Here is a 16,223-nt window from a genome sequence, read left to right as displayed (position 1 = left end):
TTGAGGTCGTATCACCCGACCCGCCATGCGCGCAGACAATTCCCGGTCCGAGAGGAGCGGGGACCTGCGGTCCGGGGTGGAGCATCGGAGGAGACACGAGGGACGGGCCGGAGCGGCGCCGCCCGTGAATCCGAAGACAGAACCACACACACAAACTTAGAGACGATATGTCCACATTGACGATCCCGCAAAGCGCGCGGGCAGTATTCCAGGACGGGATGGAGCATCTGGCCCAGCAGAAGGCGAGCCGCTTCCAGAAGTATGCGACGGTGAAGACCGGCTGCACCGGCAAGGCCTCGGCCCACCGCCGGATCCAGGCGACGGAGATGACCGATGTGACGGGCCGCATCCAGCCGACGATCGGCGAGGAGCTGGGTCTGGAGCACCGCTACATCTTCCCGCGCAAGGCGCAGAAGGCGACGCTGATCGATGAAGACGATGCCGCGACGCTGGCGCTGGCGGTGGCCCCGACGGGCGACATCGCGCTGCAGCACCGCATGGCGGCGGGCCGCAAGATCGACAAGATCTTCCTGGACGGCATCACCGGGGCGAACCTGGAGGGGCTGGAGGATAACATGAGCTCGCTGACGCTGCCGGCGAGCCAGACGGTGCTGGCGGACTACCGCACGGATCTGGTCGTGGGTAATACCGGCCTGAACCTGGCGAAGCTGATCCGGGCGAAAGGCATCTTCGGCAAGAACGAGGTGTACGGCCAGGACCAGCACGAGGAAGGGGCGCACCTCTGCATGGCGGTGTCCCAGGACGAGCTGAACAACCTGCTGGCGGACGTGGAGGAGACCGGCAGCGCGGACTACAACAAGGTGCAGGCGCTGGTGGATGGCGAGGTGGATTACTTCATGGGCATCCACTTCATCCGCTCCGAGCAGATCGGGAAGCGCACTTCCCCGAATGCGGGCAAGATCATCCGCTCCTGTCCGATGTGGGTGTCCACCGGGGTCTATCTGGACTTCTGGTACGACGTGAAGACCTCGATCGACACGCTGCCGACGCAGTCGCAGGCGATCCAGGTGTATTCGCGGATCAAGGTGGGTGCGGCGCGCAAGGACGAGAAGCAGGTGGTGCTGGTGGAGTGCGAGCAGGCCGCCTGATGCGGGGCGGGATAGGGAGAACTACTAGAACAATAGGAGAAACACATGGCTATTTTCACATCAAGCGCAGCAGCGAAGCAGGCACTGGCCGCGACACGCGGACCGAATGCGGGGCCTTCGGGTCTGGAAATTCATCGGCCGCTTTACAGCTACAACGAGACGATCCAAGTGGGGGCATCGGCCCTGACCATGGACCGGGTGCGCTTTGCCGCGCTGCCGGCCGGTGCGAGGATCGTGCCGCACCTGACCTGGATCACCTCCGGGCACGGCACGACCATCATGGGCACCATGGAGGTGGTGCCGGTGGATGGCTCGGACAAGACGGTCTATAACAACGCAACGATGGCACAGGACGGGATCGGCGGGGCGATGCCGCTGCCCTTCCTGAGGCACGAGTATCCGGTGCTGGCGAAGGAAAGTTACCTGGAATTCATTCCGACGACGGTGCCGACCATGCCGGCGAATACGGCGGTGCGGGCGCACGTGGTTTACTCGCTGAACTGCTGAGTAGGGAGGAAAGGGGACGGCCGCACCCGGTCCGCGAGGGGCGGGTGCGGCCTGATTCCGGAGGAAGCCGCGGGTGGCCGCGGCGGGTACGAGATCTAGCAGAACGATGACGAAGACGGACCTGACGAATCTGGCGCTGGGGAAGATCGGGGAGCGCGCGATCGCGAGCCTGGACGATCCGAACGACAAGAACGCGCGGCATGCGGCGCTGCATTTCCCGCAGGTGCGGGATGAGGTGCTGCGGGCGCATTTCTGGGGCTTCGCGCTGAAGGCGGTGCGGCTGGTGCCGGAGGTGGCGGCGAGCAGCTATGATCGCGTGGTGACCGGGGCGTCCTGGGGCGGGTCCGCGCCATGGGGAACCGATCCGCAGATCTACAGGCCGCTGGGTACTTCCCAGAGCAAGCCGAAGTGGAGTCTGGGCGGGACCCCGCTGCCGGGCTACGAGCTGCAGTATGAGCTGAACGAAATGTTCACGGACAAGCGCTGGGCGATCTATCACGCGGGGGTGAGGCGCTTCGAGAGCTACGAGAAGGTGGCGGCTCCGGAGCTGGTGGAGAAGTGGACGGTACTGGCCGGTTCCTCCGGCGCGCCGGTATTCCGGACGCTGCTGGATGAGGAGCGCGGGGAGCATGGGGCGGCCTTCGCGCTGCCGGCGGACTTCCTGAAGCTGGAGGCGCTGGAGGGAGATCACGGCAGGATCGATCGTTTCCGCCTGCAACGGGCCAATCTGAAGCGCTGCCTGCTGGCGGACGCGGAGTCGCTGCGGCTGCACTACGTGAGCAGGGTGGATGAGCCGAACGATTACGATCCATTGTTTACGGCGGCCTTCGTGACGCTGCTGGCATCGCGGCTGGCGCGGGCGATCACGGGGAGCGAGCAGCTCGAGCAAGCGCTGCTGCAGCGCTACGAGCAGGTGGACCTGCCGGCGGCGCGGACGGCGGACGGGCATGACTCGCGGAGCGCGGAGAACCATCCGCTGGAGGAGCTGCTGGGGAGTTCGCTGACGGGGAGAAGGCAGTAGTGCCGAGTGATCAGTGATCAGTGGGAAGTCAGTCGGGTTGAGATCTCAAATTTAGTACGATGGGTATCGTAAAACATCAGGTGTCGTTCGGGGCGGGGGAGCTTTCGCCGTGGCTGGACGGGCGGACGGATATCGAGAAGTACTCGGGCGGCTGCAGGCTGCTGGAGAATTTCATCGTGCTGCCGCAGGGGTCGGTGCAGAAGCGGCCGGGCACGGAGTTCATGGGCAAGCTGCCGGGCGGGGCGGAGGCGGCGCGGCTGGTGGAGTTCCAGGTATCCACCTCGGAGGCGGCGATGCTGGTGCTGGTGGACGAGGGGATGCAGATCTTCTCCCAAGGGAAGCCGGTGAAGGATCCGGGATCCGCCTGGATGACGGTGAGCGGGATCAGCGGGACGCGCGGGAGCATGGCGGGGACCTACAAGCCGATGCGGATGGCGAACGGCTATCCGGTCTACTGCCTGAGCGGGCTCTTCGCGCCGCAGAGCAATGATGCGGTGATCTCCTATGATCTGGAGCTGGGCTGGATCATCGAGGAGATCACGGGCTCCGCGCGGACCGCGCTATGGCGGGCGACGGTGCCCTCCACGGTGCCGCTGCCGGACAAGGTGAGCGGCACGACGAACGGATGGACGATGGAGAGCGGCGGTACGGGGCTGCCGGTGCTCACGCGCGGTGCGGCGCTCTATCCGCTCAAGCTGGCGATTCCCTGGGCGGATACCCAACTGGAGCGGCTGCGCTGGAAGCAGATCAACAGCGTGGCGTACTTCGTACATCCGGAGCACCCGCCATACAAGCTCACGCGCTATGCGGAGGATTCCTGGGTGTTGCGGGCGGTGGACTATGCGAAGAAGCCGCCGCTGCTGCCGGAGAACATCGAGAAGACGCACACCCTCACGGTGACGCCCACGGTGGTGAACACGACGATCCCGAACTGGGCGGTGGGCGAGGAGTATGCCGCGGGCAAGAAGGTGCGCTACCAAGTGGCTTTGGGAGATGTGCGGACCTACATCTGCATGCGGAAGCACACCTCGAAGGCGGGGAAGACGCCGCTGACGGCGACCTACCGGGAATTCGTGAGCTATAACCCGCGCGCACCGCGGCCGGGACAGGTGATTCCGGAAGTGACCATGCCAATGTGGGTGGAGACCTTCCTGGACGATGCCACCGTGCCGGGAGAGGACGTGATCCTAACCGCAACGGCGGACACTTGGCTGAAAGAACACGAGGGCGGGATCTACGAGATCTCGAAGAAGCGGCGGATGAACAGCTACGAGGTGGAGCTGAAGCCGACGGCCAGCCCGCAGTACTCCAAGCCGATCATCATTCAGGGCGGCTACACCTTCATCACCACGGGGAACTGGAACGGGACATTCTCGATCGAGCGCTCGACCGACCGCGGCAAGACTTGGGAGGATGTGCGCTCGTGGGAATCCGACACGGACCGGAACGTGAGTGCGGAGGGCGAGGAGGAGGCCCGGGTGCAGATGCGGATCAAGTGGGAGAAATCCAGCAGCGCATCGGGCGACGGGACCGGCACGCCGAAGCCGATCGCCACGCTGACGGCGAGCGAATCCATGATCCGGGGTCTGGTGAAGATCACGGAGTTCACCAATCCCAAGAGCGTGAAGGCGGAGGTGGTGACGCCGGTGGAGATCACGACCACGCCCTACTGGCGGGAGGGGGCATGGAGCGGCGTGCAGGGCTATCCCCGCACGGTGGAGCTGCACCAGGGGCGGGTGGTGATGGCGGCGAGCAAGCTGCGGCCGCACACGCTGTGGGGCAGCGCGGTGGATGACTACGAGAACTTCTATCCGGGGACAAATGCGGACGAGGCCTTCGCGCACACGATCGCGATCGGCGAGCGGGACCCGATCCTGTGGCTGGTCTCCGAGCGCTTCCTGCTGGTGGGCACGGGCTGCGGCGAGTGGATCATGCATGGCGAGGAGGAGGAGAAGTCGATCACGCCGGAATTCGGCCAGGCGAAGCGGCACTCCAGCTACGGTGCGCATGATGGCGGGGTGCCGGCCTGCTTCTCGGATAGCGTTTCGCTCTTCGTGCAGCGCGGGGGCACGCGAGTACGAGAGTTCTCGTACCGCTACGATGCCGACCGCTACGAGGCCGCGAACCTGAACCTGCTGGCGGACCATCTCTTCGACCAGCCGGTGGCGGACATCGCGGTGCAGCGCATGCCCTGGCAGATCGTGTGGTTCGTCTCGGGCGGGAAGCTGTACGGGCTGACCTACGAGCGGGCGCAGAATGTGGCGGCATGGCACCGGCATAGCACGCAGGGCGAGGTGCTGGGCGTGGGCGCGATCCGCGCGACGAGCGAGGAGGACGAGATCTGGTTCGTGGTGAAGCGGGGAGTGGAGCTTTTCATCGAGCGCTTCCGGCCGGGGCAGATGGCGCGGCCGACGGACGAGGGCTGGTGGCTGGACTCGGCAGCGGCGGTGCCGCCTCCCTTTGATTTCTCCCCGGTGAATCACCTGGAGGGCTTCAAGGTGGCCGGCTGGTACGACGGCCTCTCCTACCCGGAAGTCCTGCTCACCGATGACCAGTGGCCCTTCACCTCCGGGGTGCAGGTGAGCGGCCTGACAATCCCGCTGTATGGCAGCGCGGGCAGTGGAAACCCGAACGGGCGCTATGTGGTGGCGGGTCTGCGCGAGGGCAGGCCGTGGTTCCGGCACGAGACACTCGGCGAGTCCTTCCGGATCGAGCGGGTGGTGCACACGCTGGATGACTCCCACCGCTGGGTGCTCTATGCGGCGGGCGACGCTTTCTTCCGTTCGACGGGTGATGTGGTTTCCCCGCAACTGGCCGTCTGGCAGCGTCTCTCGCTTTCCGATACGGGTGATCCCACGGTGCTGCTGTTAGGCGAGGTGCCGGTGGATATCCCGCCGGCGACGATCACCGTGAGCGGCAAGCTGTCCCCGGATGCCACCGGCGTGCTGGAGAGGAAGGGCGATTCGAATGGCAAGCCGAAGTACGCGAACTACGGCCCCGACTTCATCGGCGAGGGAGACTACACGGAGCTCTACTGGAATGGCGCGGTGTGGATCCTCTACACCCAGAAGGGACAGTACGGGGAGGAGAGCGGCGCGTGGTCCAGCGGATCGCCTACGAGCTCCCCGAGATTCGCCATGAACTGGCAGCCTCTCGACGGGAAGGGCATCCCGAGCACGGGGCCGGTGCTGGTGGCGGGCCTGAGCTATCAGGCGGTGCTGCAGCCGATGACGCCGGAGATCGGCCTGGGGAATGGCAGCAGCCGCTCGCGCGAGCTGCGGATCCACCGCGTGGTGCCATCGCTGCGCTGGAGCCGCGGCGGGAAGATCGGGGAGACGCCGGAGGGCAAGCTCGATCCGCTGGATGCGGGAGCGGGCGGGATCTTCACCGGCGAGATCGAGAAGGAATTCGAGGGCAGCCACGGCACGCAGGGGAATGTGTGCCTGGTTTCGGATGAGCCCTACCCCTTCGCGGTGCGGTCGCTGGCGCTGAAGATGAATGTGTATGGGGAATGACGAATGAAGAATTCCCGAATGACGAATGAGGTGCGCGTGGGGCGCAGTGGGTATGAGAGTGGAGAGCTTCAGCGCGGAGTATTTGGAAGAGGTCCTTTCGTGGTGGTCGGCACGCGGGGAGGGCGAGATGCCGGCATGGCTGCTGCCGCCCTGCGGGGTGGTGGCGGTGGATGATGACGGGCCTTGCGCGGCGGGCTGGCTGACGGTGTTCGAAGGCGTGGCGGCGGGGCAGATCGATTGGCTGATCGGCAGGCCGGGGCTGGCACCGCGGCAGGCGCGGGCGGCGTGCAAGGCGGTTTACGAGGGATTGGAGAGAGCGGCCCGGGAAAAGGGGCTGCGGATGATTTTCGCCAGCGCGCTACGGACCCCGATGGCGCGCGAGGCGCGGGCCTGCGGGTTCCGCACCACGGCGGAGGGGGTGACTCATTTGGCAAAGGCAATCTAACAGACATGACGACGGCACTATTCGAGACACTGGCGATCTTCTTCGTGGATGATCTAATCTACGTCTATCTCGCCATCGCGGCGGCATCGGCGGCGTATTCGTACGATCAATCCCGTAAATCGGCGAAGGCTCAGGAAGAAGCGGGCCTCTATCAGAAGATGGCGGCCGATCAGGCGGCGAGGAATACCTCGCTGCAGAATGCGGAGAACATCCGCCGGGAACGCGTGAACAAGGACCGCCGGCTGGCGCGGATGCGTGCGGGCATGGCCGGGACCTCCGGGCTGGTGATGGAGGGCAGCTTGGAAGATGCCTTCACCGAGAGCGCGGGCCGGATGGAGCTGGAGATCCAGGACATGGCGCGTGCCGGTGCGATGCAGGCGGCGAATCAACATCGCGCCGGTGAGATCTCGCTGTGGGAGGCACGGACCGGAGCGGCAGCCACCCGGGCACAGGCGACCGGATCGCTGCTGTCCTCCGCGGCCTCGATGGTGGGCGGCGTCTACATGTCCGGCGCCTTCAGCGGCGGTGGCGGGGCATCCCAAGCGGATCCGGTGAGCGGGACGGTGCACAAGGCCAGCGACCGTCCGGTGGGCGTGCTGTGAGTCCGGAAGCCCCGATCTAACAGAAAAACATCGATCTAACATGCCAATCATTCCTGACTACAAGCCGGCGGAGGGCGAGCATCGGCCCGCCACGGGATCGCCGGAGACGGCGGGCCTGGTGGGGAGGGCGAATGCGAAGCTGGGCGAGGCGGTGGGAAGCATCGCGGACTCCGTGCTGGACCTGAGCAAACGCTACCAACAGATCCGCGATAGCGGCGTGCGGAATACCGCGCGGCTGGAGATGCAGCGCGCGGAAGCGGAGGGTGCGGAATACCGCCGCGCGAATCCGGATGAATCGCTGTGGGAAGCGGACCGCGCGCAGCGCACCGCGAAGGCCCAGGAGAAGGTGCTGGGCATGAAGATGAGCCCGCTGGCCAAGGCGGAGCTGCAGGAGACCTTCAAGGCCTGGGACCAGGAGGGTCAATGGCGGCTCGGGCAAGAGGGGATGGCGCAGGGAGTGAAGCGCTCGCGGCAGGCGGCGACCGATGCGGCGCTGGCCTATCGCAAGGCCGGCAACTACCCGGCGGCGATCCAGGTGATCCAAGAGGCGACGGCGAGCCAGGTCTTCTCGAAGGCCGAGGGCGCTGCGGACATCGCGGATACCAATGCGGAGGCGGGCGAGGCTGTGAAGAAGATCCAGCAGAAGGGAGTCGAGAAAGCCGCCAAGGAGAATCCGAAGGCCATTCTGGATAAGCTGAAGGCGAAGGATGCGGATGGTAATCCCATCTTCGAGCCGCTGATGGAGAAGGGAATCCGTGCGGGCTTGGAACTCTTCGCGGGGTTGAAGCTGGCATGGAACAAGGGGGTGGAGCGGGAATCGATCAAGGCGGGTATCGATCGCGGCGAGATCACCGAGAGGGAGATCATGGAGACGCCGCAGTACTTGGACGACGACGACAAATTGGCGCTGCGCGAACATTTCCGCCGCGTGGAGATGCCGGACGATGAGGAGTTTCAGTGGGCTTGGAACACGCTGGGGCAGATCCGGGATGGCTTCGGCGGGGTGAAGCAAGGCAGGCGGTCTGAGACGGAATTCCGCGAGAGCTATGGCAAGGCATGGGGAGAGATCCACCGCCGCCTGCCGCAGGGCTTCAAGGGCGAGATCCTGGACGTGCTGGAGAGCTTCAGCCCGGCGCGACTCGGCGGGAATGGAATGCCCGCCGTGGCGACACCCCCGAGGCACGAGGCGATCCTGGAGATGAACGGCGTGCTCAAGCGCGCCTATGACGCGCATATCTTCGGCCGCACGGATGGGACGAAGGACCAGCTCACTGCGGCGCGCGCGGAGTGGAGCAGGGCGCACACGGAGGCGAGCCGGTGGCTCGAGCAGCGCGGGGATACGGTGAGCGCGGAGGAAGCGCGGAAGCATGCGGAATCCCTGCTGCAGGTGCCGCGGGTGACGGCGGGGAAGACGCTGGTGTCCGAGTCCGTGGCGGGCTTCGGCGTGAAGTTGACCCCATTCAACTTCGCATCCGGGAAGGAAGGGATCGGGGCGGATCAGCCGCCGAAGACGTGGGAGGAAGTTCGCTCGAAAATCGATGGAAACTGAAGCAAGGGAGGAAGGTGTGGCGGTGGAGGAGCCGGTGGATTCCGTGACCTTCGAAACGGCGGACACGCTGGCGGAGACGCGGCAGACGCTGGCTCCGGCCATCGAGGCGATCCAGGCGGAGCGGAAGCTGCCGCAGGCCCAGCCGGTGAAGAAGGAGGATGTGCTCGGCCCGCGGCTGGCACAGCGGTTCAGCGGTCCCATGACGGAGGAGGATCTGGATGCGTTCGTCTACGACGCCATGCGGCAGCTGCCGGATCTGGACCCGAACGATCGTCTGGAGGTGAAGAGCCTCGTGAAGCGCTACGAGGACTATCGTACCAGCCGGGGCGAGGGTCCGCTGCCCTATCTGGAAGGGCCGATGGCGCGGGCGGAGAACCAGCGGGTGCAGGGCGATCTGGAGCGTTTCGGCAAGCTCTTCTCCGGCAGGGAAGGGATGCTATCGGGGCTGCCGGTGGAGAGTCGCCGCCAGTTCATCGATCTCTACGGGGACACCCCGCAGGCGGAGGAAGAGATGATGGAGAGCGTGAGCCAGGCCTTCGTCGAACGTATGGGCGGGGAGAAGGTGGATCCGCAACTCTGGCCGGCGCAGCGGAATGCCTTCGCCCGCGCGAACTTCGATTGGAAGGGCACGGAGGTGATCGATGGCAAGACCTTCTATCAGCTCGCGGGGAAGGAGATATCCCGCCAGCAGCAGGACCTGGCGCTGATAGGCAAGGTCTTCGAAGCGGGCGTGCATGCCGCCCTGCAGGGCAAGTCTGCTGCCAAGGCGATCGAGGATCTGCGCAAGCTGGTGCCGGCGGAGGATTGGGCACGCTTTCGCCCGGGGGTGCAGGCGGGCTACGCGGCGGTCCATGCGGATCACAGTGAGGAGGAGCTGGTGGTGGCACGCTCGCTGGTGGAGTACCTGGGCTCGATGGCGGATGTGCCGCTGGAGCAGATCACGCGGCTGCCGGTATCGGCGGCGTTCGCATCCTTCGGCCGGAGTGATCATGCGACCCGCGAGAAGATTCTGGGCCTGGTGCGGACCATGGTCTCCGCGGAGGGCGAGAAGGTGGACATCAAGTTCAACTTCCAGGGCGGCTGGGATGAAGGCGTGCTGGAGATCATCGATCGCTTGGGCTCGCTTGGCGATCAGGAGCAGGCGAAGGCCGCCCGCCATCTGATGGAGCAGGGATTCATGCCGGAGAGCGTGCCGGATGGCGGGGGCGGCTTGTCACCGATCGAAGTGCTGGCGCGGATGAAATGGGCCGAGCACGATCCCATGGGGCCCCGGAGACCCGCACTGCGGCCGATGACGCCACAGGAGCGCGAGCACTGGCGGGAGACTGCGGAGAGCGCCGAGGGTTTCGCAGCCTTCACCATGAATGCCCGCGCGGATGGCGTCGCGATCCGCAGCTACATCGATGACAAGCGCGAGGGCTGGCTGGACACGCTATCGGACACCACCTTCCTGCTCGGTCGCTCCGGGCCGACCACGGCGGTGAGCATGACGAAAGTCGTCGGCGTGCCGGTGCTGATGGCCATCGAGCTGCCGGCGCAGCGCGAGCACTTCCGCCGGATCGCGCCGAATGCGGACGCACGGACGGTGGAGCAGATGGCCTTCATCTCCGCCACGCTCTCGGCGCTGACGGATCGCGTGCAGGCGAAGACCTTCGGGCTCAAGCTGCCCGCGGTCAGCTCGCTCTTCGCGGGTACCGGCACACTGGGAAAGGTGGTGGGGAAGGTGACCGAGTTCGGCCTGAAGGGTGCGGGTGCCACAGGGCAGGAGAGCTTCCAGAGCACCGTGCCGGATCTCGTGCAGCAGTTCTACAGCGCGCTCTCGAAGGACGTGCCCGGAGTCAAGTGGGAGGCGGTGAGAGAGCGCGAGCAGCAGGCGCTGGGTGACAATGCGCGGGTGTCATTCCTAATGACCCTCTTCGCCGGTGGCGGGGGCAGCTTGCTGCGGCGCAATCAGGTGGATCCGGCGCAGGCGAAGCGCGAGCTGGGGGATTTCAAGACGCTGCGGCAGATGGGCTTCGGCCGCCAGGAGGCGGAGGACATTTCCGCAAGGGCGGAGAACGATCCCGCGGGAGCAGCGGATGATGTGATGGCCGGCACGGCACGGATGACGCCGGAAGAGCGGCAGCAGAATGTCGCGCAGTTCGAGCAGGAACAGGTCGAGCAGGAGCAGCAGCAGGGTGGGGACGATCTCGATGGAGAGCTGGCGCCGAAGCGGGATGATGAACTGCCAACGACTGATGAAGGCATCTTCCAGCGGGCTCTGCAAGAAGCGGAGGGTCGTGGCAATTCCGTCGATCTCGACAAGGTGCGCTACCTGATCCCCGGCTACCGCGATGCGGATCCGCTGACGCGGGATGCGAAATTCCTACGCAAGTCCGCCGAGCTGAACAACCGGGTGCTGCGCGAACTCCTGAAGCGGAAGCCGGAGCACGGCCTGGTGGTGATCATGGCCGGTGGCCCGGGAAGCGGCAAATCCTCCGTGGAGCACGATCTGTCGGTGGAGAGCGATGCGGTGATCGACACGACACTGTCGGTCGAAGGATCGGCGCGCAGGATCCTGGCACAGATCAAGGACTCGGGCCGGGAGGCGAGCGTCGTGTATGTGCACCGTCCTTTTGAGAATGCCTTCGGAGGTGTGATCGACCGCTATCTGAAGGGCAAGAAGAGCGGTGAAGAGCGGATCGTGCCGCTAGCCTTTGTTGCCCAAGGGCACGTGGGGGCGCAGCAGTTTGCGCTGCAGCTCGCTGCGGAGGGGGTGGACATTCAGGTGTTCGATAACTCCGGTGAGATCGGCTCGCATATCGAGAGGGACATTGATTTTCTTGAACAAAACTCATACGTTGAAAGTGATGAACGAAGAGCCCCAAGGGCAGCCCGCGGGGCTGAAGAAGAGTCGGGAAGAGGTCCGCAAGATGATCTCGGAAGCGATGGCCGAGGCAGGAAGGAAGATGCGGGAGCGTCACGAGAAGGATCTCGCGGAGACGACCCGGTCGCAGCCGCAATCGGAAGACTCGTCGCCGAAGGAAACGCCATCCTCGAGCGATATCGGAGCGAAGGAAAGTTAACTGACGCGGAGGTCCGCGCCTTCCGCGGGGAGGCCGACGGCGGGCCGAATGGCAAGGGAAATGGCGGCCCGGAGGGCAAGAGCGGTGGCGACGGGAATGCCCCGCGCGGTGGGAATGGCTCGACTGGTGGTGCCGCTCCGGCGGGTGGGGGACCAGATCCGGGTCGATCTAACAGCGGAGATCCTTCGCCTGAAGATCAAGGCGCGAAAGCAGATGATCGGGTTGATCGCTTCCACCCGCTGGATGCGAAGGTGCCGGTGGTGGAGCATCTTGCCGACGGTAGTGCCGAGCTGCGATACCCCGATGGCGCCACCGAAAAAGTAGCGGATGTCGCGACCGCGGAAAAGCGGGTGCGAGCCTGGGAAGCGGAGGAATCGGTCCGCCAGAGCGAGGAGATCCGCGCGGCGGCACGTGAGATCGGGCAGGGTCAGCGGACAGGAGATCCCGGATCTAACAGTCCGGCGTCGGCCAAGGATCGGACCGGTTCCGCCAAGGCTGCGGTGGACCAGGCCTATGCCCGTGTCCGGCAAGGACTGGCCGGCACCGGGCTCCGGCACGGTCGCGGTGCCAGAAAGGTGAAGACCTTCCTGCCCGGTGACTCGCTGCCAGCCTATCAGAAGGGAGTGGCGAAGCTTGCACGGGCAGTGCGAGACGGCGGCGGTGACGTGACCGGCCCTCTGCGGGATCACGCCGCGGACATCGCCGGAGCGGTAATGAACCGTGGCAAGCAGGACGAGGCTCGCTTGATCGCCAGCCTGCGCGGGGCAGAAGCAGGCTCCGCGGAGCCGGTCCTGCCGGGGGATGTGATGTCGCTCGAGGGCGATGCCAAGCGCGCCGCGATTCAGGATGCCTTCGCGAAGCTCGCGATGGACCACGCCTTCGGCCGCCTGGCGGATGCGAAGGTCCCGGAGAATCTGCTGCCGCTATTCCGTGCCGTGAAGGAGACCACGCGGGCGGTGCTGAAGGTGGGGTCGAGCGTGGCTCGTAGCCCCTCGGATAGGAATGCGAGGGAGCGGGAAAAGCGGCGAAACAACGCGCGAGAGGACTTAGCTACCCGAACGATTGATCTGGGATTCGGTCCGCCGCAGTTTGACCAAGTCGAGAACTTCACGGTGCCCGAGGCGAAGTTCGGATGGAACAAGTCGGATGACTACGAGAAGACTTTCTTTGCTAAGCACCCCGATCTGGAGGGGAAGGTTTGGGTCCATCATGCCGTGGAGCAGCAGATGTCGGAGAAATACGGAGGACCCATTCCTGAGGAGGAAATGAATTCGCTTGAAAACCTCCGCGGAATCCCAATCGATCTCAATACAGACCTTCATCTGAGAATGATTAGGATGGACCTCAATGACCTCTACAGTCAGTTCAAAGGTTGGCCTCCCAAGGAGGAGTTGCTGAGATTTGCAAGAATCATCGACCAACGCTACGGACACCTATATATTCCTCCGATTCTATGACGGATTACTACGAGCTTCGTATTGAGGTGCCTGGGCATATAGGAATGCGATCGGTGGTGGATCGGGGTGCTCGCCCTCCGATCGTTTCTTCTCTCCATTTTGTCTTCGATGGCTGGGGTGGGGACGAAATCTTGACGAGCTTTCCTGTCTTTCTAGTAACAGAATCGCTGGCGGCGACGTTCTCGGAGAGAGGATTTACAGGTGCGGAGATGGGTTCGGTCGAAGTGGAGAAAAGCAGGCAGATCTCGGTCCTACAACCTCTCTGCGAGTTGCCGAAATTTTTATGGCTGAAAGTGACCGGTGATCATAAGGATGCCGACTTCTTCATTACCCGGAACCAGCATCTAGGAGTTTCCCCTAGAGCGCTAGCAGCCATCCTTGAGACCAACCCGCAGACTTTGAGATATCGCCTTTATGACGAGGGAACTAGTTCCCGGGAATGGAATTAGATTCGAAACGGACGCGACTTGCTGGCTTGCGCGGTGAAAGATCGAACCGAACACGATGAAATATTTTGAGATTGATCCCGAAGTTCCGGGGTACCCATCGGAGAAATCGGAGCAGGTTGGTCCAGGCTCTCCGCCTGACTTCAAGAGCCTCCACTTTGTATTCGAAGGATGGATGGGTGATGAGTTGGTAGCGAGTTGGCCTGTTTTTCTGACCACTGCTTCACTGGCCTAAACGTTTCTTCGCCAACGCCTGACGGGCTTTGAGGTCGAGGAGGCCGAGGTAGAGAAGGATGCGCAGTTTAAAGAGTTGAGGCCTGATAAGATTCTTCCGAATATTGTGTGGTTAGGAATAGCCGGGGATTTTTTGGGGTCTGATTTCTTTCTGGATGAAGGGCCTTTGGTTGTTTCAGAGAAAGCTTTGGAACTGATTCTAGCAACCAAGCCGACTATGCTGATGCATGGACCTTTCGATGAATCCGATCTCGATTGATTCTCGCACGACGCTCAAAGAAGTTGTAGATCATGGCCGTGCGTAGCAGCTATGGATGCGATCTAAGTCACGCGTCCATTTCAGATGGTATGCGTCCCAAATGATGATGTTGATCCCCCAGTATGAGCAATTACTTTGAGTTAAGGCCGGAAGTTCCTGGTGAGCTGGGACCCGATACGATAATGGATACTAGTGTCCATCCTCCCAAGGTTTCAAATTTTCATTTTATCTTTGATGGATGGTTGGGGGATCACTTGGTCGAATGCTTCCCCTGTTTTTTGGTTGCCAGGAGCTTGGGCGGATCATTTGAAGAGGCAGGTCTGACTGGCTTTGTTCTCGATGAAGTTGCTATTGAAAGAGACGAGCAATTGGATGAGTTTGAACCCGCTCTCAAGATCCCGGAATTCCTCTGGCTGAAGATCTCGGGCGAGATTGATCGCGATGATTTCTTTATAACTGAGAAGCACTACTTGGGGGTCTCAAAGCGTGCTTTGGATATTATCAGGAGAACATCACCGAGCTTTCTAACCTTCAAGCAACGGTGAGATTTGAATCGAGCGCGGGCCATGGCAGAATTCTCCTGAGAATCCGAGGTGGTCACAAAGAAAGTGGCGGATGTCGGGGAAGCAGGTGCAGCTTGAACAAGCCATTGAAGTGAACAACTATTACGAGATCATCGCGGAGGTCCCGGGACACATAGGCCAACGATCGGTGGTCGACCGCGAAGCACGGCCTCCAAAGGTTTCCTCTCTTCATTTTGTTTTTGAAGATTGGGGTGGGGATGAGTTGCTGACGAGCTATCCAATCTACCTCGTGAAAGATTCTTTGGCCGAAGCTTTCTTGGAACAGAGATTTTCGGGATTCGAGCTCGCATCAGTCGATGTCGAGAGGGGCAAGCAGATCCTTGCTTTCAAGCCCTCCCTCGAACTTCCCAAGTTTCTCTGGCTGCGTGTGACAGGGGATCATAAGGGGGCCGACTTTTTCATGACGAGCAATCGCTACCTGGGGGTCTCAGAGGGGGGCCTGATGGCGATCAAGGAGACTCGCCCGAGGACCCTTGTGCATCGCATCTACCATGAAGGAGATAATTCGGGGAAATGGGTGTAGACAGGTTGCGGGACCACGCTGGGCAACCGCGGAGAATAGGGTGCAAGCTTGGGAAGCGGAGTAGTCGGTCCGCCAGAGCGAGGAGATCCGCGCGGCGGCTCGTGAGATCGGGCAGGGTCAGCGGACAGGAGATCCCGGATCTAACAGTTCGGCGTCGGCCAAGGATCGGACCGGTTCCGCCAAGGCTGCGGTGGACCAGGCCTATGCCCGTGTCCGGCAAGGATTGGCCGGCATCGGGCTCCGGCACGGTCGGGGTGCCACGAAGACGAAGACCTTCCTGCCTGGTGCCTCGCTGCCTGCCTATCAGAAAGGCGTAGCGAAACTCGCACGGGCAGTGCGCGAAGGCGGCGGTGACGTGACCGGCCCTCTGCGGGATCACGCCGCGGACATCGCTGGCGCGGTGATGAACCGGGGCAAGAGTGACGAAGCAAGCTTGATCGCCAGCCTGCGCGAGGCTGAGGCCGGCTCGGCGGAGCCGGTCCTGCCCGGGGATGTGATGTCGCTCGAAGGCGAAGCCAGGCGCGCTGCGATTCAGGATGCCTTCGCGGAGCTCGCGATAGACCATTCATTCGGGCGCTTGGCGGACGTGAAGGTTCCGGAGAATCTGCTGCCGCTCTTCCGTGCTGTGAAGGAGACGACGCGCGCGGTGCTGGGGGTGGCGCGTGACAGGACTATGAGCAACCTCTGCGGGGACCTCGAAGCGAGGTAGAACATCACAAGGGGAGGAATGGGAAAAAGATATGGAAACGATCTGGGAGACTGGGGTCGAATGGACAGGAGCTTAGAAGCCGTCTGAAAAATCATCTCCGTCCGGATTTTGATCTGTACTAGCCGGGTGAGGTATTGGAGAAGCTCGCGATGCGCGAGTATCCCTGTAGCCTCACCGATTCCGAATGGGAGATTCTTC

The 16,223-nt window shown here is 63.2% G+C and carries 12 protein-coding genes; all 12 read left to right on the top strand.

Going from position 1 to position 16,223, the window contains the following annotated elements; genetic code table 11:
* Positions 1–167: 167 nt before the first annotated feature.
* Positions 168–1,109, top strand: a complete 942-nt coding sequence (locus OJ996_RS25570) for a phage capsid protein (protein WP_264516604.1) — start codon at positions 168–170, stop codon at positions 1,107–1,109.
* A 45-nt stretch (positions 1,110–1,154) separates the two neighbouring features.
* Positions 1,155–1,616 carry a hypothetical protein gene (locus OJ996_RS25565; RefSeq protein WP_264516603.1) on the top strand — a complete coding sequence of 154 codons (462 nt, stop codon included), beginning with the start codon at positions 1,155–1,157 and terminating at the stop codon, positions 1,614–1,616.
* Between the two features lie 106 nt (positions 1,617–1,722).
* Positions 1,723–2,637 (top strand): phage connector family protein, encoded by a 915-nt coding sequence (locus OJ996_RS25560; RefSeq protein ID WP_264516602.1) that lies wholly within the window; start codon positions 1,723–1,725, stop codon positions 2,635–2,637.
* A gap of 59 nt (positions 2,638–2,696) precedes the next feature.
* Entirely contained in the window at positions 2,697–6,152 is a 3,456-nt protein-coding gene (locus tag OJ996_RS25555; RefSeq protein WP_264516601.1) for a phage tail protein, read from the top strand.
* A 52-nt stretch (positions 6,153–6,204) separates the two neighbouring features.
* A complete protein-coding gene (locus OJ996_RS25550) occupies positions 6,205–6,597 on the top strand; it encodes a hypothetical protein (RefSeq protein WP_264516600.1) in 393 nt (130 codons plus the stop codon).
* 5 nt (positions 6,598–6,602) lie between these two features.
* Complete coding sequence (locus OJ996_RS25545) at positions 6,603–7,199, top strand: hypothetical protein (protein WP_264516599.1); 597 nt, start codon at positions 6,603–6,605, stop codon at positions 7,197–7,199.
* Between the two features lie 40 nt (positions 7,200–7,239).
* Positions 7,240–8,748 carry a hypothetical protein gene (locus tag OJ996_RS25540; protein WP_264516598.1) on the top strand — a complete coding sequence of 503 codons (1,509 nt, stop codon included), beginning with the start codon at positions 7,240–7,242 and terminating at the stop codon, positions 8,746–8,748.
* Positions 8,738–13,270, top strand: coding sequence for a zeta toxin family protein (locus OJ996_RS25535; protein WP_264516597.1), 4,533 nt, complete (start codon positions 8,738–8,740; stop codon positions 13,268–13,270). Before OJ996_RS25540 ends, OJ996_RS25535 begins: the two co-directional genes overlap by 11 nt.
* Positions 13,267–13,719 (top strand): hypothetical protein, encoded by a 453-nt coding sequence (locus OJ996_RS25530; protein WP_264516596.1) that lies wholly within the window; start codon positions 13,267–13,269, stop codon positions 13,717–13,719. The genes OJ996_RS25535 and OJ996_RS25530 overlap by 4 nt, the downstream gene beginning before the upstream one ends.
* A gap of 612 nt (positions 13,720–14,331) precedes the next feature.
* The gene (locus tag OJ996_RS25525; protein WP_264516595.1) at positions 14,332–14,754 is read left to right on the top strand and encodes a hypothetical protein; all 423 of its coding nucleotides are present in this window, start codon (positions 14,332–14,334) and stop codon (positions 14,752–14,754) included.
* A 70-nt stretch (positions 14,755–14,824) separates the two neighbouring features.
* Positions 14,825–15,316 carry a hypothetical protein gene (locus OJ996_RS25520; RefSeq protein ID WP_264516594.1) on the top strand — a complete coding sequence of 164 codons (492 nt, stop codon included), beginning with the start codon at positions 14,825–14,827 and terminating at the stop codon, positions 15,314–15,316.
* A gap of 190 nt (positions 15,317–15,506) precedes the next feature.
* Positions 15,507–16,025 (top strand): hypothetical protein, encoded by a 519-nt coding sequence (locus OJ996_RS25515; RefSeq protein WP_264516593.1) that lies wholly within the window; start codon positions 15,507–15,509, stop codon positions 16,023–16,025.
* Positions 16,026–16,223 lie beyond the last annotated feature (198 nt).

Origin of the sequence: Luteolibacter rhizosphaerae, assembly GCF_025950095.1 — a bacterium.
Lineage (GTDB): Bacteria > Verrucomicrobiota > Verrucomicrobiia > Verrucomicrobiales > Akkermansiaceae > Haloferula > Haloferula rhizosphaerae.
The sequence above is the reverse complement of the archived record's forward strand: the minus strand, read 5'-3'. Positions and strand labels throughout refer to the sequence as shown.

What these genes read in the sequence shown, in the direction of transcription:
- OJ996_RS25530 (WP_264516596.1), top strand. Translation starts at nt 13,267, where the DNA reads ATGACGGATTACTACGAGCTTCGTATTGAGGTGCCTGGGCATATAGGA.
- OJ996_RS25540 (WP_264516598.1), top strand. Translation starts at nt 7,240, where the DNA reads ATGCCAATCATTCCTGACTACAAGCCGGCGGAGGGCGAGCATCGGCCC.
- OJ996_RS25570 (WP_264516604.1), top strand. Translation starts at nt 168, where the DNA reads ATGTCCACATTGACGATCCCGCAAAGCGCGCGGGCAGTATTCCAGGAC.
- OJ996_RS25550 (WP_264516600.1), top strand. Translation starts at nt 6,205, where the DNA reads ATGAGAGTGGAGAGCTTCAGCGCGGAGTATTTGGAAGAGGTCCTTTCG.
- OJ996_RS25560 (WP_264516602.1), top strand. Translation starts at nt 1,723, where the DNA reads ATGACGAAGACGGACCTGACGAATCTGGCGCTGGGGAAGATCGGGGAG.
- OJ996_RS25525 (WP_264516595.1), top strand. Translation starts at nt 14,332, where the DNA reads ATGAGCAATTACTTTGAGTTAAGGCCGGAAGTTCCTGGTGAGCTGGGA.
- OJ996_RS25565 (WP_264516603.1), top strand. Translation starts at nt 1,155, where the DNA reads ATGGCTATTTTCACATCAAGCGCAGCAGCGAAGCAGGCACTGGCCGCG.
- OJ996_RS25535 (WP_264516597.1), top strand. Translation starts at nt 8,738, where the DNA reads ATGGAAACTGAAGCAAGGGAGGAAGGTGTGGCGGTGGAGGAGCCGGTG.
- OJ996_RS25555 (WP_264516601.1), top strand. Translation starts at nt 2,697, where the DNA reads ATGGGTATCGTAAAACATCAGGTGTCGTTCGGGGCGGGGGAGCTTTCG.
- OJ996_RS25545 (WP_264516599.1), top strand. Translation starts at nt 6,603, where the DNA reads ATGACGACGGCACTATTCGAGACACTGGCGATCTTCTTCGTGGATGAT.
- OJ996_RS25520 (WP_264516594.1), top strand. Translation starts at nt 14,825, where the DNA reads ATGTCGGGGAAGCAGGTGCAGCTTGAACAAGCCATTGAAGTGAACAAC.